The sequence below is a fragment of the Rhizobium sp. BR 315 genome (assembly GCF_050577975.1).
Taxonomy (GTDB): Bacteria; Pseudomonadota; Alphaproteobacteria; order Rhizobiales; family Rhizobiaceae; genus Rhizobium; species Rhizobium miluonense.
On sequence record NZ_JARWKZ010000013.1, the window covers coordinates 95,690 to 112,379 of the forward strand.

Consider the following 16,690-nt stretch of genomic DNA (forward strand, 5'->3'; position numbering starts at 1 on the left):
ACAAAAGGGCAGAGCGGCTTATTCTGCTCCGCCTCAATTCACAGCGCGACGATAGAGCGCCAGTGATCCGGCAAGAGCCAGCAGCGCGCCGCCACAGGCGCGCTCAAGCCATTTCGCCCCTTCCGACTTCAACACGCGCACAGCCTGCGAGCCGAAAACCGCATAGGCAAACATGATCGTGAAATCGAGCGCAGCGAAGATGACGCCCAGAATGATGTATTGCTGCAGTTGCGGCGCAGAAGGGTCGATGAACTGCGGTAGGAAGGCCGAGAAGAAGAGGTAGCCCTTGGGGTTGGTGACGGCGACCATGAAGCTCTTCAGGCCGATGGCAAAGGCGGTTCCCTTCGGCTGGCTCGCGCCGGCCTGCAAAGCGCCGTCGATGCTCCCCTTTGACCGCAGCATCATGATGCCGAGAAAGGCGAGATAGGCAGCGCCCACCCATTTCAGCGCCGAGAACCAGAATTCGGAAGCCGCAAGCAGGGCGCCAAGACCAATGGTGACGGCGGTGATCAAGACCGCATCGGAAAGAACCGCACCGACCATGCCCGGCAAGGCGCGTTTGACGCCGAAGCGTGAACCGTTGGTCAGCGCCAGAAGCACGGTCGGCCCCGGCGTCGCAATGCCGATGAAAGAAACGGCGACGAAGGCGAGCAGCGTGGTCAGATGCATGATGTCCCTCCTCTTTGGGCGAGGAAGGTTGCATGCGGTGCGGCGGTTAGCAAGTGCCTGCTTGAAGGCTTCCAGTGTGCCGAGCCTCTGGCTTATGAACTACTCCGCCAGCCCCGCATCCTTGGCAGCCAAGGCGCCGATGGCCGACCAATCCAGCTCCTCCCCGCCATGCGCAAGCAAGGTCAGGAACCGGTCACGCAGCAGGCTGGCAAGCGGCAATGGCACATTGAGCGCCTCGCCGGCGGCCAGTGCCAGCCGGACATCCTTCTGGCCGAGCGGCGCGGTGAAGCCGGCGGGCTTGAACTTGCGATCCGCGATCAACCCGCCATAGGTCTTGTAGACGGGCGCATTGAACAGCGTCGAGGTCAAGAGATCGAGATAGGCGTGCCTGTCCACACCGCCCTTCTCGACCAGCGCCATGGCCTCGCCAAGCGACTCGATGACGGCGGCGATGAGGAAATTGCCGCTGAGCTTGACGAGATTGGCAGCCTTCGGTTCCTCGCCGAGCACGAAGCTACGCTGACCTATAGCCTCGAAGAGCGGCATGACCGATTGGATCGCGTCGGGCGTACCGGCTGCGGCAACGAAGAGCTTCGCCGCGGCAGCAGCTTCCGGACGACCGAAGACGGGTGCGGAGACGAAACGTTGGCCGGCAGCCGCGTGCTCCTTGGTCAACCGTTCGGACATGGCGACGCTGATCGTGCTTGCGGAGATATGAACTGCACCCTGACCGAGGCTTGCCAGAACGCCACCATCGCCATGAACGACGGCCGACAGCGCATCGTCATGGGCAAGCATCGTAAACACGGCCTTACCGCCGCAAGCCTCCGCCACGGTCGCGCCAACCTTAGCACCCTCGCCGACCAAAGCCTCGGCCTTATCCCGCGAACGATTGTAGACCGTCACTTCGTGCCCGGCCTTGATGAGATTGGCCGCCATGGCGCTGCCCATCTGACCCAATCCGATAAATCCGACTTTCATTGGCATATCTCCTTCTCAATCCGCCTGCTTGGGGTGCCCGCAGGCGCTCGGCTTCAAGAAAAAACCCGCCGTCTTTCGACAGCGGGTCTCAGATATTTCAGGGTGCTGCCGCAATCAGATGTCGGCAATTACACGCCGGACTGGCCGTCCGAACCGATATAGGCAATGCGCAGCATGTTGGTAGCGCCCGGCGTGCCGAGCGGAACACCGGCCGAAATGATGATGCGGTCGCCCGGCTTGCCGAAGCCCTCCTCGGCAACGATACGGCAGGCATTGTTGACCATGTCGTCGAGGTCGGTTGCATCATGGGTGACGACGCAGTGCATGCCCCAGACGACGGAAAGGCGGCGTGCCGTCTGGATGATCGGCGACAGCGCCAGGATCGGAACCTGCGGACGTTCGCGCGAGGCGCGCAGGCCGGTGGTGCCGGATGAGGTATAGCAGACGATGGCGGCGAGCTTCAGCGTTTCGGCGATCTGGCGGGCGGCGAGCGAGATCGCGTCGGCGCCGGTTGCTTCAGGCAGAGCGCGCTGGGCATAGATGATGCCCGGATAGTGCGGCTCGCGCTCGATGGTGCCGGCGATGGAAGCCATCATGGAAACGGCTTCGATCGGATAGTCGCCGGATGCGGATTCTGCCGAGAGCATGACCGCATCGGCACCTTCGAAGACGGCGGTTGCGACATCGGAAACTTCGGCGCGGGTCGGAACCGGCGCGGAGATCATCGATTCCAGCATCTGCGTGGCGACGACAACCGGCTTGCCGGAGCGGCGGCAGGCGCGGATCAGCTGCTTCTGAATGCCGGGAACGGCTTCCAGCGGCATTTCCACGCCAAGATCGCCACGGGCCACCATCAGAGCGTCCGAAAGCTCGATGATTTCCTCGATGCGCTCGACAGCCTGCGGCTTCTCGATCTTCGACATCAGGCCCACGCGGCCGTGGGAGATCTTGCGAACTTCCGTCAAGTCTTCCGGGCGCTGGATGAAGGAGAGCGCCACCCAATCGACTTCGTTGGTGGCGAGAACGGCATCGAGGTCGGTGCGGTCCTTATCCGTCAACGCGCCGACGCCGAGCAGGGTGTCGGGCAGGCTGACGCCCTTGCGGTCCGAAATCTTCGTGCCCGAAATAACAGTCGTGACGATGCTCTTGCCATCGCACTTCTCGGCGCGGAGCGCGAGCTTGCCGTCATCGATCAGCAGGCGGTGGCCCGGCTGGACCGATTCCAGAATTTCCGGATGCGGCAGGTAGACACGCGTGTTATCGCCAGGGATATCCTGATTGTCGAGCGTGAAAGTCTGGCCGGGCTTCAGATCGACCTTGGTTTCAGCAAACTTGCCGACGCGCAGCTTGGGACCCTGCAAGTCAGCGAGAATACCGATCGGACGACCACAGCGCGCTTCAACGGCGCGGATACGCTGAATCAGCGTGCGCATCACATCATGGCTGGCATGGCTCATGTTGATGCGGAACAGGTCCGCCCCGGCCTCATGAAGCTTCTGGATCATTTCCTCGGAAGAAGAGGCCGGACCGAGCGTTGCGAGGATTTTGACTTTTCGGTTTCGTTTCATCAATTCTGGCTTTCCTGGCTGCCCGGGGTATCGGAGAGCTGAACCATCCAGCTCGCCTGACGCCCCGTGTCGTATTCCTTGAATCCCATCTTCTGGTAGCCGCGCGCGTAGCAGTCCTTCACGCCTGGGATCTTGAATTCGTTCTCCGCCACGCACATTTCGACATCGCCGGTCCAGCGGCCGCCGCGGGCCGCATCTTCTGCGTAGAGATAATAATAGCGGGATTGGAGCGGCCCCTCGATCAAGGTGGCGCAGGTGTTGGCCGGAATTTGCCACCAGCCCTCCGTCACCCAGCCTTCCTTGGCGCGATAGCCTATCGCCACACCGACGAGATTCTGCGTACCGTTGCAAGTTCGGAAATCGGCATGAGCGGCATTCGGCAAGAAGAAGAGCGGCGCTGCCGCAGCGAGAATGAGGAACGCGATTCGGGCTAGCGGACCTGACCGCTTAACGAAACGTGGCGCTACTTGGCTGGACACGGCTTCCAATTGGCTCCCGGTTATTCGTTGTTGCGTCTTCTTGCGCCGCCATCCCATGAATGTCAACGCAACTCTAATCGATTATATTTTCTTCACGAGATGCTGACGGCACCACGCGCCGCTCTTCATCCGATCGAAGCTGCAAACCTTGCACCTTCCATCCGCACATGCAATCAAACAAAGAGTTGAAAATTTCAATAATCGACAATCCGCATGACCGACTTCAGACCTTTTGAAATCATACCCGGCAATCGTGACAAAGGCATGGTCATTCTCGGCGACCACGCCATGCGACATCTGCCCGAGCGCTATGGCAACCTCGGCTTGCCGGAAGCCGCTTTTTCCCGCCACATCGCCTATGACATCGGCATCGAAAGCCTGTGCCGCCATCTCTGCGAACGATTGGGCGTGCCGGGCGTGCTCGGCGGTTTTTCCCGCCTGCTGATCGATCCGAACCGCGGCGAGGACGACCCCACCCTGATCATGAAGATCTCGGATGGCGCGATCATATCAGGCAACCATCCGATCACGGATGAAGAATGGAACCACCGCATCAATGCCTTCCACCGCCCCTATCACAAGGCGGTCGACGAGACGATTTCCGCAGTGGCCGAGGCAACGGGCAAAGCACCCCTGGTATTCTCGATGCATTCCTTTACGCCGGCATGGAAGAGTGTGCCCCGGCCCTGGCATGCAAGCGTGCTTTGGGACAGCGACGAACGCGCCGTCGTGCCGCTTCTTGCAAAGCTCGGCGCCGATACCGATCTCGTTATTGGCGACAACGAGCCCTACGACGGTGCCTTGCGCAACGACACCATGTTCCGCCATTGCATGATGAAAGGCATTCCGCATGCGCTGCTGGAGGTCCGACAGGATCTGATCGGCGACGAGGCCGAGGTTATCGAATGGGCCGACCGGCTGGCACCGATCTTCGCCGAGATCAATGCCGATCCGGCATTGCACGAATACAAACGCTATCCTTCGCGCACCGGTCCTTACGAGGCGTGACGCGGCGAGCGAGTCGAGGAGAAAAGAGATGACCGCACTTACCAAGGAACAAGAGACCGAGCTTGAGGCCGCCGCGTTCCGCCGCCTCGTTGCGCACTTGCGCGAACGCAGCGACGTCCAGAACATCGACCTGATGAACCTGGCCGGCTTCTGCCGCAACTGTCTTTCCAACTGGTATCGCGAAGCGGCCGAAGAGGCGGGCCTGCCCGTCAGCAAGGACGAGTCGCGCGAGATGATCTACGGCATGCCTTATGAGGATTGGAAGAACCTGCATCAGAAAGAAGCCTCGCCTGTGCAAAAAGCTTCTTTCGAGCAAAACAAGCCGAAAGATTAACGTTCCCTTCACCAATCCGGCTTGACCTTGCGCGCCATTCGCGGCACGTCAACTGCCCGATCGAATTCGAAATACCGAGCAGGCCCTGAAGCGAAGTGAAGCATCGGCTGACCTACCGATCCCATTTGCGACCGGCTTCAAGCGACACTCTAAGACCCTTTAGGAGAAGTGCATGGAAGAAAATAGCGTCGAGAACGTAGCGGCAGCGGAACTGCGTCAATTCATTGAGCGCATCGAGCGTCTGGAAGAGGAAAAGGCCGCAATCGCCTCCGACATCAAGGACGTGATGGGCGAGGCCAAGGGCCGCGGCTACGATACCAAGGCGATCCGCACCATCATCCGCCTTCGCAAGAAGGACGCGAATGAGCGCCTGGAAGAAGAATCCATCCTTCAGACCTACATGGCCGCACTCGGCATGGAATAATCGAGGCTCTCAACAGCCTTGTGAGACGATCGGGAGCCGGCTTGCCGGCTCCTTTCTTTTTGGCATGGAGCCGGTGAAAGCTCACTCCGCAAACAGGCGGCCGATCAAATCGGCAGCGCTGCCCTGCCAGAGTTCGCCCTTGCCGGTTCCCGACCACAGAGACAGGAAATCTGCCGATCCCTTCGTCGTCGATGCGCCGCGCATATCGCGCGTAAATTTGTTTTGCGCCGGAAAAGGCAGAATGGCATCCGGCTTCCCGTCCATCTCGATCATGAAGCGATTTTCGATGCCGCGTGCAAAACGGCCCGAAAAGACGCGCGTCGTCCGCGTCCTGCGTTCCGGCGTTTCGAGAAGCTTCTTGCGATAGGGAGCCGATGTTCCGGCCTCGATGCAAGCAAGGAAGGCCGTGCCCATCTGGACGGCCTGCGCGCCCGCTTGCAGCGCCGCCCGAATATCACGACCCGTCATGATGCCGCCGGCTGCGATCAGCGGCACACGGATGGTGCCGACGCATTGCGCCAGGAGATCGCGAATGCCGATTTCCGGATCGGCCGCCTTGGCACCGAAAATGCCGCGATGGCCGCCAGCTTCGAAACCCTGCAGCGTCACCGCATCCACGCCGCTCTCTTCCAGCGCCCTTGCCTCATCAAGCGTCGTCGCCGTACCGATCAGCGGAATACCGGCCTTCTTTGCCTCACTTACGTGATCGGCGGCCAGCAAACCGAAGACGAAGCTGAAGCAGGCCGGCTTGACGCGCAGCACAGCCTCGAACTGCGCGTCGAAATCCTCTTCATAGGGAGGGCTAAGCTGCGGCGAAGGCACTTCCAATTCCCGGCGATATCGCGCGGTCGCCTCGACTGCACGCTCAACCCGATCGGCCGCAACCTCCGGGATCAAGTGCGGAATGAAGAGATTGATCGAAAACGGCTTGTCGGTTCGCTGGCGCACCTGGGCCGCGAAGGCTTCGATCGCCGCAGCATTCGAATAGGCGCCGCCCATGGCGCCGAGCGCGCCCGCGGCAGAAGCAGCCGCTACGAGGTCCACGGATGAGGGACCGCCGGCCATCGGCGCGACGATCAACGGATGCTTCAGACCAAGTTGTTGAAAGAGATTACTGTCCATAGGGGCAGACATGTCCGTTTTCCTTTCAGGAATGTCTGTTTAGATCTCAATCCAACATAGGCATTGCAGGGTGGTTTGCCAGAACAATTCCAAGAAAAACGCCTAGCGGTTTTCCGCCTGGAATTTCGTAAAACCTAATAGATAGAATGGGTTAGAAATTTCGCGAGGCGCCGAACCGACCTAAGAGCGACCAAGCGCCGCGGTGCGGGCCTCAATGGCTGCAACCACCGACATCATGTCGAGCCGGCCATTGCCGAGTTCGACGCTCTCCCCATAGAGAGTGCGGCAGAGATCGAGGATCGGCGACGCCATACCGGCGGCGCGCGCCGCCTGCGCGATCAGATTGGTGCTGTTGAACGCGTCGGCGGTTGCCGCTTGCACTGAAAAATCCCGGGCGATGAGCTTCGGAATTTTCACGCGCGCCAGATCGCTGGCCATCGGCCCGGAGTCGATCGCCGCCTGGAACGTCGCAAGATCGAGCCCGTTCCGCTCGGCAAAATGCGCCGCCTCGGCGAGCCCCGCTAGCATCGTGCACAGATAGAGATTGACGGTGAGCTTCATCAGCAGCGCGTTGCCGACCGGACCGCACAGGATCGTTTCGCGGCACATGCGCGCAAGCACCGGCCGCACCTCGGCAACCGTCTCCTCATCGCCGCCAAGCAAAGCAACAAGCTGTGCCGTCTCTGCCGGCTTCCTCGAGCCCGAAACCGGAGCCTCGACATAACGCCCGCGCGCAGCAACGATGTCGGCGGCAAGCTCGCGCGAATAGTCGGGCGGATTGGATCCCATCGAAACGACGATGTGCCCCGCGACCAGCTTGGCAAAGCTCGCTGTCCCGCGCTGCAGCACCGTATCCAGCGCGGTTTCGTTGACAAGCATCAGGATGACGATGCGCGCGCGCTCGAACACTTCCTCGATGCTTGCCGCCACAGCGGCGCCGGCCTCGCGCAGCGGATCGGCCGCTTCCGGCGAACGGTTCCAAACGACGAGTTTCGTGCCTGCTTTCGCGAGATTGAGGGCCATCGGCTGGCCCATGACGCCGAGACCGACAAAACCGATCTCCTCGCCCGGCTCGACGCCGGGACGTTCGCTGACCTTGGTCATCAAGACAACTCCGATTTTTCGGGTGACGATGCGATCTCAGATGTCAGAGCCCGGCGGAAGAGCTCATTGCCTTTCCCGCCGGATATCGATCACGATCCGGTCAGAGCCTGACGCGGATCAAGCGGCTTTCCGCTCAGAACAGGCGGTCGAGCCACTCATTCTTGTCCGGCGCGCGGCCGAACTGGATATCGGTCAGCGCGGCCTTCAGGCGGAGCGTGGTAGCCCCGGCATTGCCGTCGCCGATCGTGAAGTTGTGCTTGCGGCCCTTGACCTTGCCGATCGGCGTCACGACTGCAGCCGTGCCGCAGGCAAAGGCTTCGCGCAGACGTCCGCTCTGGGCGTCAGCCTGCCACTGCTCGATCGAATAGGGCTCCTCGCGAACGGTCAGGCCCATGTCGCGTCCGAGCTTGATCAGCGAGTCGCGGGTGATGCCCGGCAGGATCGTGCCCGTCAGCGGCGGCGTCTGCAGCGAGCCGTCGTCGAAGACGAAGAAGATGTTCATGCCGCCAAGCTCTTCGATCCAGCGCTTTTCGACGGCATCGAGGAAGACGACCTGATCGCAGCCTTCCCGCTGGCCTTCGGCGAGCGCGGAAAGGCTCGCAGCGTAGTTGCCGCCGCACTTGGCAGCACCGGTGCCGCCGGGGGCTGCGCGCGTGTAGTTTTCGGAAACCCAAAGCGTGACAGCCGATGCGCCACCCTTGAAGTAGGAGGCGACGGGAGAGGCAATGACACAGAAAAGGTAGTCGGTCGCGGGCCGCGTGCCGAGCGCGGATTCCGAACCGATCATGAAGGGACGCAGATAGAGCGACGCGCCCTCGGCGGTCGGAATCCACTCGCGATCGATCTTGACCAGTTCACGGACGGACTCGACGAAGAGCCTTTCCGGCAGTGGCGGCATGGCCAGCCGCTCGGCTGAGTTGTGGAAACGCTGCGCGTTGGCGCTCGGGCGGAAGAGCGCCGCCCCGCCGTCAGGCAGGTGGTAGGCTTTCATGCCTTCGAAGATTTCCTGCGCATAATGAAGCACCACGGTCGCCGGATCGAGAGCCAGCGCCTTGCGCGCCTCAATCTTAGCGCCATGCCAGCCGCGGTCCTGCGAATAGCGGATCGTCACCATGTGATCGGTGAATATCCGGCCGAAGCCCGGGTTCTGCAGCAGGGTTTCCCGCTCGCTGGCCGTTGCGGGTTTCGAATTCTTTTCGATGTCGAACGTCAGTGCGTCACCGTTACTCATGGCTCCTCCAATGCTTCATTTGTCGCGGCTTAAGCCGCCCGTCTCCCGAAGGAAGGTTTAAACCAAATCGGGTGGTATTTGATTGCGTTTACGCCTGTTGCCGCGCAAGTTTAAGAGCGCTTTGCGTAAATTTTCGAGCGGAATCGTTATTTTCACGCGGAAGCGCACGGCACTCTCCATCAACTCAGGATCACAGCGCCTTCGCGACCGCCTCGGCCGCAACGACCCCGCTTTCATAGGCACCATGCGCCGTCGAATATCGTGTCTGCGAGCAAGCCTCCCCGGCAAAGAACAGACGATCGTTACAGGGCGCAGCCAGCACGCCGCGCAGGTCGGAGGCGCCGGGGGTAGCATAGGAATAGGAACCGCCGACGAAGGGCTCGCTCGCCCAGGAAGACATGACGAGAGGCGATAGTTTCGCGCCAACATCCGAACCGAAGACACGCTTCAACTGCTCCACGGAGAAATCGAAGGCTGCTTCCATGCCCTGCCGTTCGAGATCGAGCGCAAGATCGCCGGCAAAATAAGCCTCTATGACGGGCGCACCGAACGGCCTCAGCTGATAGGCGCCGGTGCGGCGATCCTGCCGCGACCCCATGACATGCGTGTCCTCGGGGAACATGCCGGGCTCGGACACACGGATGAAAAGCTTGTTTGCCAATCCGAGAGGCAGACGCGAAGCCGCCTCTATCTTTTCCGGCAGCGGCGGCCAGAAAGCGACCCGCTCGGCGGCAAGGACATTGGTGGAGACAGCCACGACAACAGCCTTCGCCTTCAGCTCGCCCTTGCTCGTCGACAGCACAATATGATCGCCGCCGCTATGATCAATCCGGCTGACTTCTGCGCCGAGAATGGTCGGCACCGGCAAACCATAGCTGGCAACAAGCGTGCCGTACCCCTGCCGCACGCGCCAGTCGGGACCTGGCCCGGGATCATAGCGGCCAAGATCGATCACCGAAGACTTCGGCAACTCCGCCCCGGTCATGAATGCGCCGACTGCATAAATCCGCTCGTTCCAGGGAGCGCCAGGCACCAGCATGGTCGACAGATCGGCGTCAGCAACGCCCTCATAGGCATCGACCCGCTCGAAAAATTCGCCCACAGCCGCCGCAGCAGCCTTTGTGGCGGGATCGCCACGCTCGAGCTGCCGGCCGCCGTCGCTCCAGGGAGCGGGCGTGCGATCGACCGTCAGGCCGATCTCCTCTGTGATTTTTGTCCAGGGATTGGTGCTCGCTCCGTGCAGCCAGCCACAGCCGAGGTCAACCGCGGCTCCATCGGCACCGAAAGGATGGATCGTTCGAGCCCGCCCGCCGACGCGATCGGATGCTTCAAGCAGCACGATCGAAAGGTCGGGCCGAAGCACTTGCAGCTGCCGGGCAGTGCCCACACCGGCAGCACCGGCGCCGATCACGGCGATGTCGACATCGCCGCCCCTCCAGGATTCGATGGGCATTCCATTTCCTTTTCGCACAGGCACCTGAAGGCAAAGCGGCTGCAGGATGATGAACGACCCAAAACCCCGCTGAACCGTCAATCCAGACATGCCGACCAATCTGTAGCTGACCTTCGCGCGGCGTGTAAACGGGCACCACAGCGCGGCATACCAAATTGCCGCATTGAGCTACGGCGACGAATGTCGTAGGTGCTTTGGACAATAATGGGGGCAAACGTGCGGAAGCGAACCTTTGGGACAACGCAGTGGCTGGTGCGCATTCTTTGCGCCGTCGCATTGCTGTCCGTCGGTTTTGCCCACCGCCCAGCCGTTTCGATCGCGGCTGAACCGCCCCCCTTCGAACTCGCCCAGTATCGTCTGCCCGATGGAACCCTGCCGGTCATCTGCGTCACCGAAAGGACGCCTGACGGTCAGGAGCACAGCAAAGCCTATATGCCGGGATGCGAAGCATGCCGCATTTCCGCCGCCGCCCTGCTCCCTACCCCGCCGACCGACACTTGCGAGCATCTCGCTTTTGTGCGTGAAGATGTCGTCGTTGCCAAAAGCGAGGCATTCCGTCGGCAGCTCTATCCGCCAAACAGCGGCCCGCGCGCTCCCCCCGCCCTCCGAAGCTTTGCCTGAACCCTGCGTCCCGGCCCGCGCCGTGACGCTTGTCGTCAACGGTGGCCAGACCATGCACGAGAGCTGATCGTGCCGGCTGCGGGTAAAGTGCCTTCCTGCCGATGTCACGAAGCTCAGACGGATCGGCTATAGCCGCTCCGCAGGCAACATCGGCACGGGCCGCGACCGGATCGGTCGTATCTCTCCCGCAGACAGGCATCCCTCTTGCAAATTGGATCATTCCGCACCGCCGCATCTTCGGGAAGTCCCCCATGTCTGCCTTCACTGCGACCGAGCCAAGTGCCGTCTCAGCCGATAATATCTCGCTCTACCGAGCGATCTGGCGCTGGCATTTCTTCGCCGGCCTGCTCGTCATTCCCTTCCTGCTCAATCTGGCGATCACCGGGTCCATCTATCTTTTCAAGGACCAGATCGCCGACACCTTCTATGCCCATCGTCACATCGTCGCCGATACCGGCGCAATGCTCCCCCCGCAGAAGATCGTCGACGCGGCGCTTGCGGCAATGCCGGGCGCCAAGGCGACGTCCTACCGGGAGGCCGCCGCCGGAGATCGATCCGCTGTCGTGACGGTGTCGAAAGCCGGCCAATCGACGCTGGTCTACGTCAATCCGCACAATGGCGACGTGCTCGGCTCAGTCGGCTCGAAGCAGGAATTCAGCTGGGTCGTCAAACGCATCCATAGTCTCGAATATTTCGGGACATGGACCAACCGTATCATCGAGATCGTCGGCGGCTTCGCGCTGATGCTGGTCGTAACCGGCATCTATCTCTGGTGGCCAAGACGCCAGACGGGCGGCGTGTTCACGGTGCGGGGTGCGCCTGCGCGCCGCGTCTTCTGGCGCGATCTTCATGCCGTGACCGGCGCCGTCGCGGGCATCGTCATCTTCTTCCTCGCCTTCAGCGGCATGCCCTGGTCGGGCTACTGGGGCGCCAACGTCAATGCGTGGCTGACCTCAAACGATCTCGGCTATCCCGCGGCCCTCTGGGACGAAGTGCCTAAATCCACCAAAGTCACGCAGGATATCGTCAATCGGCCCGGCTGGATCGTCGAGAATGCGCCCGTGCCGCTTTCCGATGCGGCAACGACATCGAAGCCGATCGGGTTGGACAAGGCCGTCGAGATCGCCAGAGGGCTGGGCTTAGCTCCGGGCTTCAGCGTCGCTCTTCCTGCCGGCGAAACGGGCGTCTTCACCACCTCGATCTTCCCCGCCGATCTCTCGAAGGAGCGTACCGTCCATATCGATCAATACTCCGGCAAGCCGCTCGTCGATCTCTCCTTCGATCAATATCCGGCGCTCGGCAAGGCAATCGAATGGGGCATCAACGTCCACCAGGGGCAGGAGTGGGGTCTCTTCAATCAGCTGCTGATGCTGGCGACCTGCATTGCCATCATCCTCAGCTGCATCACGGCAGTCATGATGTGGTGGAAGCGCCGGCCTGCCGGTCGTCTCGGCGTGCCGCCCATGCCGCCGCAAAAGTCCGTCTATATCGGCCTGTGGCTGATCGCGATCGTCTTCGGCGCCGCCTTTCCGCTGACCGGCCTCGCCATCGTCGTGATGCTGCTGGTCGATCAAACCATCCTTCGTTTCGTGCCGCCGCTGAAGCGGTTCTTCTCATGAAAGGCTGCGCGGCAGCATCTGCCGCGCAGCACCCAGATCCCCGGAGGAAACCGATCATGAACCGATTTATCAGCTCCCTCATTGCCGTCAGCCTCTGCGTTGCCACTCCCGGGCTGGCTTTCGCCGGCGACGTCACAGTCGGAAATCTCAAGATCGCCGCATCCTATGCGCGCGCCATGGTGCCGGGCGCCGAAGTCGGCGGCGGCTATCTGACGATCACCAATACCGGCAAGACCGACGATCGGCTGATCGCAGCCAGCTCCTCGAGGGCCGGGAAGGTGGAAGTCCATGAAATGAAGATGGACAACGACGTCATGGTCATGCGCCAGCTCGCCGGCGGCCTGCCGCTGCCCGCCGGCAAAACCGTCCAGCTGAAGCCGGGCAGCTATCACCTCATGTTCATGGAGGTCGTCGATCCGTTCAAACAGGGAGAGACGATCAGAGCAAGATTGACCTTCGAAAAGGCCGGCTCGATCGATGTCGATTTCCCCGTGGGTTCGGCGGTCGCCAGCAGGGCTGATAATGGAGGCAAACATGCCAACGCAGCTGAATGAACGGCGCAGCGCCAGCCGCGTCTCTCTTCGGGGCAAACAGGAGAAGCCTATGTTCACCAGCGAATGGTCGATCCCCGCGATCCTGACGATCTTCCTGCTTAGCGTCTGCGGCCTGATCGCTTATTTCACCTGGAGCCTCATTCCTCCGGCGACGGCTGCCGGGAACCAGATGGGTGGACCGTTCAATCTGATCGACGACCGGGGCCAGCCCATCACCGAACAGGCGCTTAAGGGCCATCCGTCGCTGATCTACTTCGGCTATACCCATTGCCCCGATGTCTGCCCTACGACACTGTTCGAGATGGCCGGCTGGCTCAAGACGCTCGGCCCGGAAGCGGACCGGCTGAAAGCCTATTTCTTTTCCGTCGATCTCGAACGCGACACGCCGGAGGTCATGCATAAATACACGGGCAATTTCACCGATCGCATCGTCGGCGTTACCGGCGACGCCGCTGAAATGCAAAAGGCCGTGAAGGGTTGGCGCATCTATGCCAAGAAAGTCCCTTCACCCGACGGCGAATACACCATGGATCACACCGCCTCTGTCCTTCTCGTCGATGCGGGCGGCAATCTGCGCGGGCTGATCGCCTATGGCGAAGACAATGCCGTCGCACTGCAAAAGATTCGCAATCTTCTGAAATGACCGGCCCCGGTCGTCCGCATAGGTCGTGTCGGCCAAGATCCAGACACGATATTCCCGGCGACATCAGTCGCCACCAGACTTGGCGCAGCCCCCTGCGGCGCCTCAACCCGAAAGGAAGACTGACATGCCTCGAATGAAGAAGCTGCTGTTTGCTACCCTTGCGGCCTGCATGGCCCTGACCGGTCAGGCCTTTGCGCACGCTCACCTCAAGTCCTCCACCCCTGCAGCCGACAGCACCATCAAGCAGGCACCGTCTGAACTGGATCTCACCTTCAGCGAGGGCCTCAATCCGAAGTTCAGCGGCGTGACCGTTACCAGCCCGGACAGGAAGACCGTGAAAACAGGCGCTTCCATGCTGATGGATGGCGACAAGACGCTGATGGTGCCCCTGAGCGACACGCTCGCGCCCGGCAAATATACGGTCGAGTGGCACGTGCTCTCAACCGATGGTCATAAGACCAACGGCAGCTACAGCTTCACCGTTGCCCCCTGACCGGACACGTCCGGGGCGGCTGATGGCCGCTCCGGCAACATTCGCCGGATAGAGTACGGTCGATGCCGCCGACTATCCGAATACGCATTTCCTGACGAAGTGCAGCCAACTGTCGTTGCGCCGAACGGTCGCCCGCGGCAAGCCGAACAGATCGTCCTGCGGCCGTGCCCTTCCGCGCTTTGTCGTGGTCGCGGCACTATAACCGGCCTCATAGGTCAGCTTTCGATCCACCTGGGTTTCATCGCCATAGGGAAAGCAAAAGGACGAAACGTCGACGCCAAGCAAATTCTCGAGCAGGCCGCGGGAATCAGAGATCTGGCGGCGTGCCTCCGTCTGCGACAATTGCGGCAAGTGAACATGGTCAAGCGTGTGCGAGCCGATCTCGTGCCCAAAGCTGCTCCAGCGGCGCAATTGCTCGACCGACATGCACGCCGCAGGCGCCACGCCCAGCGGGACGTCCCAGACATTGCTCCCGCCGATCTGATTCGCGACCACGAAGTTCGTCGCGGTGAAGCCGAACTCCTGCAGCACAGGCAGCGCATTCTCATAGACATTGAGATAGCTGTCGTCGAAGGTGATGGCGGCAACCTTGCCGGCCTTCTCCCCGGCGATGTAGGGCAGCGCCTCGCGCAGCGACAGGCCCTTAATTCCAAGCCTTTTCAGCCATTCCATCTGGCGACGGAAAGCCTCCGGATGGACGACCATGCTTCTGAACGGTGCCTTGCCGGAAGGCGGCACGGCAATCTGATGGTATGCGAGGATTGGAACGGCCAAGTTGATCGTCTCAGATGGGGTTGCGCGAGCGCAGTGCAATTCTTGCACGATATAGCGGCCGCAACACCTCTCTGGAAAGCCTTTCCATCAATGTCCGCCGGCTCTTGATGGTGCTGCCGCCGAGCCGCGAGGAGATTTCATGCACGCCACCAGGCAGGACGGAGAGCGGTGAAACCTGCGTGAGCCAGCGCATCTGCACGGTCGTATCGACCGGACGGTCGAAAACGGCGGTTACTTCCAGCAGACGGATGGCGGCATCGCGGCTTACAAGCTGCGCCACCATACCAAGGCCGACGCGGGTCGGCCGAATGACGTCGGTCTTGTCCTGCGTCAAGACGCACTTGCCATCTTCCTTGCCCATACGGAAGGGAAAGCGAATGAAGGCGCCGGGCGCAAGGCAGGCCTTGGCAGCCGCAAAGGCCGCAGGGAACAAATCGTCGATCTCGACATCGTCTTCGAATATGAGGCCCGCATCGATCCCCTGTTCGACAATGGCTGCCCAAGCCTTGCGGTGCGACAGGAAGCAGGCGATCTCGCCGGTGCTCATCTCGAAGGGATAGGACGGCGCGTGAAGCCGGCGGCGATACACCCCATCTATCTCTGCCTTGCTCAAGCTACGGCCGTCGACCGCTTCGACGATTTCGCTGGGAACCGGAAGGCGCGCCATCAGTCTTTCGACCTGCGGCATGCGGTCGCGAGCGCGATCCAGATGGACGACGAAGCCACGGATGACCGGTTGGCCCGGCTCCGACACATGATCGAATCCGAATCCCGCACGTGATCTTTCAAGCGGTATCACCGAAGACGGGTTTAATCCGCGATTCTGCATCAAATAATATCCCGATGTTGTAAAGGCAGGCTCTAGCAATCGTGAATGAAGGCGGGCTTAGGTAAAAATGAGCCAAAACTGAAAACCGCGATGTCCAGCCATACTACACACAGCTTAACGCAGATCTATTGGCGACAGTCAAACAAGTATACTGATTCGACCGCTCGTCATTTTGTCTTCGACCCAACGGCGTTCGTTCAGCAGAGAATGGCGCTTCCACCCTTCCCAACTGAAACCGCACAATTTCACCTCCCATTCGCGGGCGGAAAGTATCGAAAGCATGTATCGAATGCCGAAGAAGCTGGCGCTCGGAGCAGCCCGACGCATCTGGCACTCGGCGACCCCAAGTTCCGCGCAGCCATCGATATAGAACTGCGGCGGCGTGATTCGGACTTCCTTGCCCGCAATGCCGGCCAGCTTGATCATTCGCATCATCCATCGCCCTTGCGACCGCCCTTCAGCCGCGAGAGGAAGCGAGACCTGCGGCGATATTTGCCGACAATATGGGGGTGATAGGCAAGAACGATCTTCTTGGCGGCTCGGAAGGTGGCGCTGGTCAGGAATGCCGGATCGATCAATCGGCGCGGCATCCGTCTGCTGGACGCTGCGAGCATGAGGATATCCGTGCGTGAGCCACTCATGCCGGCAGAAGCCTTTGGTTCCTCGAGGCGCATCGTGAACTCCGCATTGTCAACGATCTCGGATAGATCGCGATGCAGCTTTCCGTTGCCGATGATGACCGCCGTCTTGCGCATAAATTGAAAACGCCCGCCTTTCTATCATG

General features: G+C 61.1%; 20 protein-coding genes. 8 read left to right on the forward strand and 12 right to left on the reverse strand.

All coding sequences use genetic code 11. The features are described 5' to 3' along the window. Positions 1 to 33 precede the first annotated feature (33 nt). From QD409_RS15665 to QD409_RS15680, 4 genes are all read right to left on the reverse strand, one after another. Positions 34 to 669, reverse strand: a complete 636-nt coding sequence (locus QD409_RS15665; RefSeq protein WP_092850691.1) for a LysE family translocator — start codon at positions 667 to 669, stop codon at positions 34 to 36. A gap of 99 nt (positions 670 to 768) precedes the next feature. Continuing rightward, a complete protein-coding gene (locus QD409_RS15670) occupies positions 769 to 1,650 on the reverse strand; it encodes an NAD(P)-dependent oxidoreductase (RefSeq protein ID WP_092850697.1) in 882 nt (293 codons plus the stop codon). A 128-nt stretch (positions 1,651 to 1,778) separates the two neighbouring features. After that, positions 1,779 to 3,218 (reverse strand): pyruvate kinase, encoded by a 1,440-nt coding sequence (gene pyk / locus QD409_RS15675; protein ID WP_092850704.1) that lies wholly within the window; start codon positions 3,216 to 3,218, stop codon positions 1,779 to 1,781. Continuing rightward, the gene (locus QD409_RS15680; protein WP_092850707.1) at positions 3,218 to 3,706 is read right to left on the reverse strand and encodes a DUF1036 domain-containing protein; all 489 of its coding nucleotides are present in this window, start codon (positions 3,704 to 3,706) and stop codon (positions 3,218 to 3,220) included. The genes pyk and QD409_RS15680 overlap by 1 nt, the downstream gene beginning before the upstream one ends. Before the next feature lie 204 nt (positions 3,707 to 3,910). Here QD409_RS15680 and QD409_RS15685 point away from each other — a divergent pair, with 204 nt between their 5' ends. The 3 genes from QD409_RS15685 to QD409_RS15695 all read left to right on the forward strand — a co-directional run bounded on the left by QD409_RS15685 (position 3,911) and on the right by QD409_RS15695 (position 5,463). After that, complete coding sequence (locus QD409_RS15685) at positions 3,911 to 4,705, forward strand: N-formylglutamate amidohydrolase (protein WP_092850710.1); 795 nt, start codon at positions 3,911 to 3,913, stop codon at positions 4,703 to 4,705. A 28-nt stretch (positions 4,706 to 4,733) separates the two neighbouring features. Continuing rightward, positions 4,734 to 5,039: a DUF1244 domain-containing protein gene (locus QD409_RS15690; protein ID WP_092850712.1), complete on the forward strand. Its 306-nt coding sequence runs from the start codon at positions 4,734 to 4,736 to the stop codon at positions 5,037 to 5,039. A gap of 172 nt (positions 5,040 to 5,211) precedes the next feature. Continuing rightward, entirely contained in the window at positions 5,212 to 5,463 is a 252-nt protein-coding gene (locus tag QD409_RS15695; RefSeq protein WP_004117455.1) for a DUF2312 domain-containing protein, read from the forward strand. 81 nt (positions 5,464 to 5,544) lie between these two features. Here QD409_RS15695 and QD409_RS15700 read toward each other — a convergent pair whose 3' ends face one another. From QD409_RS15700 to QD409_RS15715, 4 genes are all read right to left on the reverse strand, one after another. Then, positions 5,545 to 6,597: an NAD(P)H-dependent flavin oxidoreductase gene (locus QD409_RS15700; RefSeq protein WP_167667993.1), complete on the reverse strand. Its 1,053-nt coding sequence runs from the start codon at positions 6,595 to 6,597 to the stop codon at positions 5,545 to 5,547. A 168-nt stretch (positions 6,598 to 6,765) separates the two neighbouring features. Then, positions 6,766 to 7,689, reverse strand: a complete 924-nt coding sequence (locus QD409_RS15705) for an NAD(P)-dependent oxidoreductase (RefSeq protein ID WP_092850718.1) — start codon at positions 7,687 to 7,689, stop codon at positions 6,766 to 6,768. 133 nt (positions 7,690 to 7,822) lie between these two features. Next, complete coding sequence (locus QD409_RS15710) at positions 7,823 to 8,920, reverse strand: branched-chain amino acid aminotransferase (RefSeq protein ID WP_092850721.1); 1,098 nt, start codon at positions 8,918 to 8,920, stop codon at positions 7,823 to 7,825. 190 nt (positions 8,921 to 9,110) lie between these two features. Next, positions 9,111 to 10,373, reverse strand: coding sequence for a flavin monoamine oxidase family protein (locus tag QD409_RS15715; RefSeq protein WP_430763052.1), 1,263 nt, complete (start codon positions 10,371 to 10,373; stop codon positions 9,111 to 9,113). A gap of 204 nt (positions 10,374 to 10,577) precedes the next feature. Between QD409_RS15715 and QD409_RS15720 the strand changes: the two genes are divergently transcribed. The 5 genes from QD409_RS15720 to copC all read left to right on the forward strand — a co-directional run bounded on the left by QD409_RS15720 (position 10,578) and on the right by copC (position 14,303). After that, on the forward strand, positions 10,578 to 10,994 hold the full coding sequence (locus QD409_RS15720) for a hypothetical protein (RefSeq protein ID WP_430763061.1): 417 nt from the start codon (positions 10,578 to 10,580) through the stop codon (positions 10,992 to 10,994). 251 nt (positions 10,995 to 11,245) lie between these two features. Beyond that, on the forward strand, positions 11,246 to 12,613 hold the full coding sequence (locus QD409_RS15725) for a PepSY-associated TM helix domain-containing protein (protein WP_092850738.1): 1,368 nt from the start codon (positions 11,246 to 11,248) through the stop codon (positions 12,611 to 12,613). Between the two features lie 56 nt (positions 12,614 to 12,669). Continuing rightward, on the forward strand, positions 12,670 to 13,167 hold the full coding sequence (locus QD409_RS15730) for a copper chaperone PCu(A)C (RefSeq protein WP_430763053.1): 498 nt from the start codon (positions 12,670 to 12,672) through the stop codon (positions 13,165 to 13,167). Positions 13,168 to 13,216: 49 nt separating this feature from the next. After that, positions 13,217 to 13,810, forward strand: a complete 594-nt coding sequence (locus QD409_RS15735; protein ID WP_092850746.1) for an SCO family protein — start codon at positions 13,217 to 13,219, stop codon at positions 13,808 to 13,810. 124 nt (positions 13,811 to 13,934) lie between these two features. Next, the gene (copC, locus tag QD409_RS15740) at positions 13,935 to 14,303 is read left to right on the forward strand and encodes a copper homeostasis periplasmic binding protein CopC (protein WP_092850749.1); all 369 of its coding nucleotides are present in this window, start codon (positions 13,935 to 13,937) and stop codon (positions 14,301 to 14,303) included. Positions 14,304 to 14,375: 72 nt separating this feature from the next. Here copC and QD409_RS15745 read toward each other — a convergent pair whose 3' ends face one another. From QD409_RS15745 to QD409_RS15760, 4 genes are all read right to left on the reverse strand, one after another. After that, positions 14,376 to 15,077 (reverse strand): polysaccharide deacetylase family protein, encoded by a 702-nt coding sequence (locus QD409_RS15745; protein ID WP_092850752.1) that lies wholly within the window; start codon positions 15,075 to 15,077, stop codon positions 14,376 to 14,378. A 10-nt stretch (positions 15,078 to 15,087) separates the two neighbouring features. Further along, positions 15,088 to 15,906: a glycosyltransferase family 25 protein gene (locus QD409_RS15750; RefSeq protein ID WP_092850761.1), complete on the reverse strand. Its 819-nt coding sequence runs from the start codon at positions 15,904 to 15,906 to the stop codon at positions 15,088 to 15,090. Between the two features lie 138 nt (positions 15,907 to 16,044). After that, the gene (locus tag QD409_RS15755) at positions 16,045 to 16,332 is read right to left on the reverse strand and encodes a hypothetical protein (RefSeq protein WP_430763054.1); all 288 of its coding nucleotides are present in this window, start codon (positions 16,330 to 16,332) and stop codon (positions 16,045 to 16,047) included. 5 nt (positions 16,333 to 16,337) lie between these two features. After that, complete coding sequence (locus QD409_RS15760) at positions 16,338 to 16,661, reverse strand: hypothetical protein (protein ID WP_430763055.1); 324 nt, start codon at positions 16,659 to 16,661, stop codon at positions 16,338 to 16,340. Positions 16,662 to 16,690 lie beyond the last annotated feature (29 nt).

Coding starts and splice junctions, on each gene's coding strand:
- QD409_RS15725 (WP_092850738.1), top strand. CDS start 11,246: ATGTCTGCCTTCACTGCGACCGAGCCAAGTGCCGTCTCAGCCGATAAT.
- QD409_RS15685 (WP_092850710.1), top strand. CDS start 3,911: ATGACCGACTTCAGACCTTTTGAAATCATACCCGGCAATCGTGACAAA.
- QD409_RS15670 (WP_092850697.1), bottom strand. CDS start 1,650: ATGAAAGTCGGATTTATCGGATTGGGTCAGATGGGCAGCGCCATGGCG.
- copC (WP_092850749.1), top strand. CDS start 13,935: ATGCCTCGAATGAAGAAGCTGCTGTTTGCTACCCTTGCGGCCTGCATG.
- QD409_RS15760 (WP_430763055.1), bottom strand. CDS start 16,661: ATGCGCAAGACGGCGGTCATCATCGGCAACGGAAAGCTGCATCGCGAT.
- QD409_RS15755 (WP_430763054.1), bottom strand. CDS start 16,332: ATGATCAAGCTGGCCGGCATTGCGGGCAAGGAAGTCCGAATCACGCCG.
- QD409_RS15665 (WP_092850691.1), bottom strand. CDS start 669: ATGCATCTGACCACGCTGCTCGCCTTCGTCGCCGTTTCTTTCATCGGC.
- QD409_RS15705 (WP_092850718.1), bottom strand. CDS start 7,689: ATGACCAAGGTCAGCGAACGTCCCGGCGTCGAGCCGGGCGAGGAGATC.
- QD409_RS15750 (WP_092850761.1), bottom strand. CDS start 15,906: ATGCAGAATCGCGGATTAAACCCGTCTTCGGTGATACCGCTTGAAAGA.
- QD409_RS15695 (WP_004117455.1), top strand. CDS start 5,212: ATGGAAGAAAATAGCGTCGAGAACGTAGCGGCAGCGGAACTGCGTCAA.
- pyk (WP_092850704.1), bottom strand. CDS start 3,218: ATGAAACGAAACCGAAAAGTCAAAATCCTCGCAACGCTCGGTCCGGCC.
- QD409_RS15735 (WP_092850746.1), top strand. CDS start 13,217: ATGTTCACCAGCGAATGGTCGATCCCCGCGATCCTGACGATCTTCCTG.
- QD409_RS15715 (WP_430763052.1), bottom strand. CDS start 10,373: ATGCCCATCGAATCCTGGAGGGGCGGCGATGTCGACATCGCCGTGATC.
- QD409_RS15710 (WP_092850721.1), bottom strand. CDS start 8,920: ATGAGTAACGGTGACGCACTGACGTTCGACATCGAAAAGAATTCGAAA.
- QD409_RS15730 (WP_430763053.1), top strand. CDS start 12,670: ATGAACCGATTTATCAGCTCCCTCATTGCCGTCAGCCTCTGCGTTGCC.
- QD409_RS15700 (WP_167667993.1), bottom strand. CDS start 6,597: ATGTCTGCCCCTATGGACAGTAATCTCTTTCAACAACTTGGTCTGAAG.
- QD409_RS15720 (WP_430763061.1), top strand. CDS start 10,578: ATGGGGGCAAACGTGCGGAAGCGAACCTTTGGGACAACGCAGTGGCTG.
- QD409_RS15690 (WP_092850712.1), top strand. CDS start 4,734: ATGACCGCACTTACCAAGGAACAAGAGACCGAGCTTGAGGCCGCCGCG.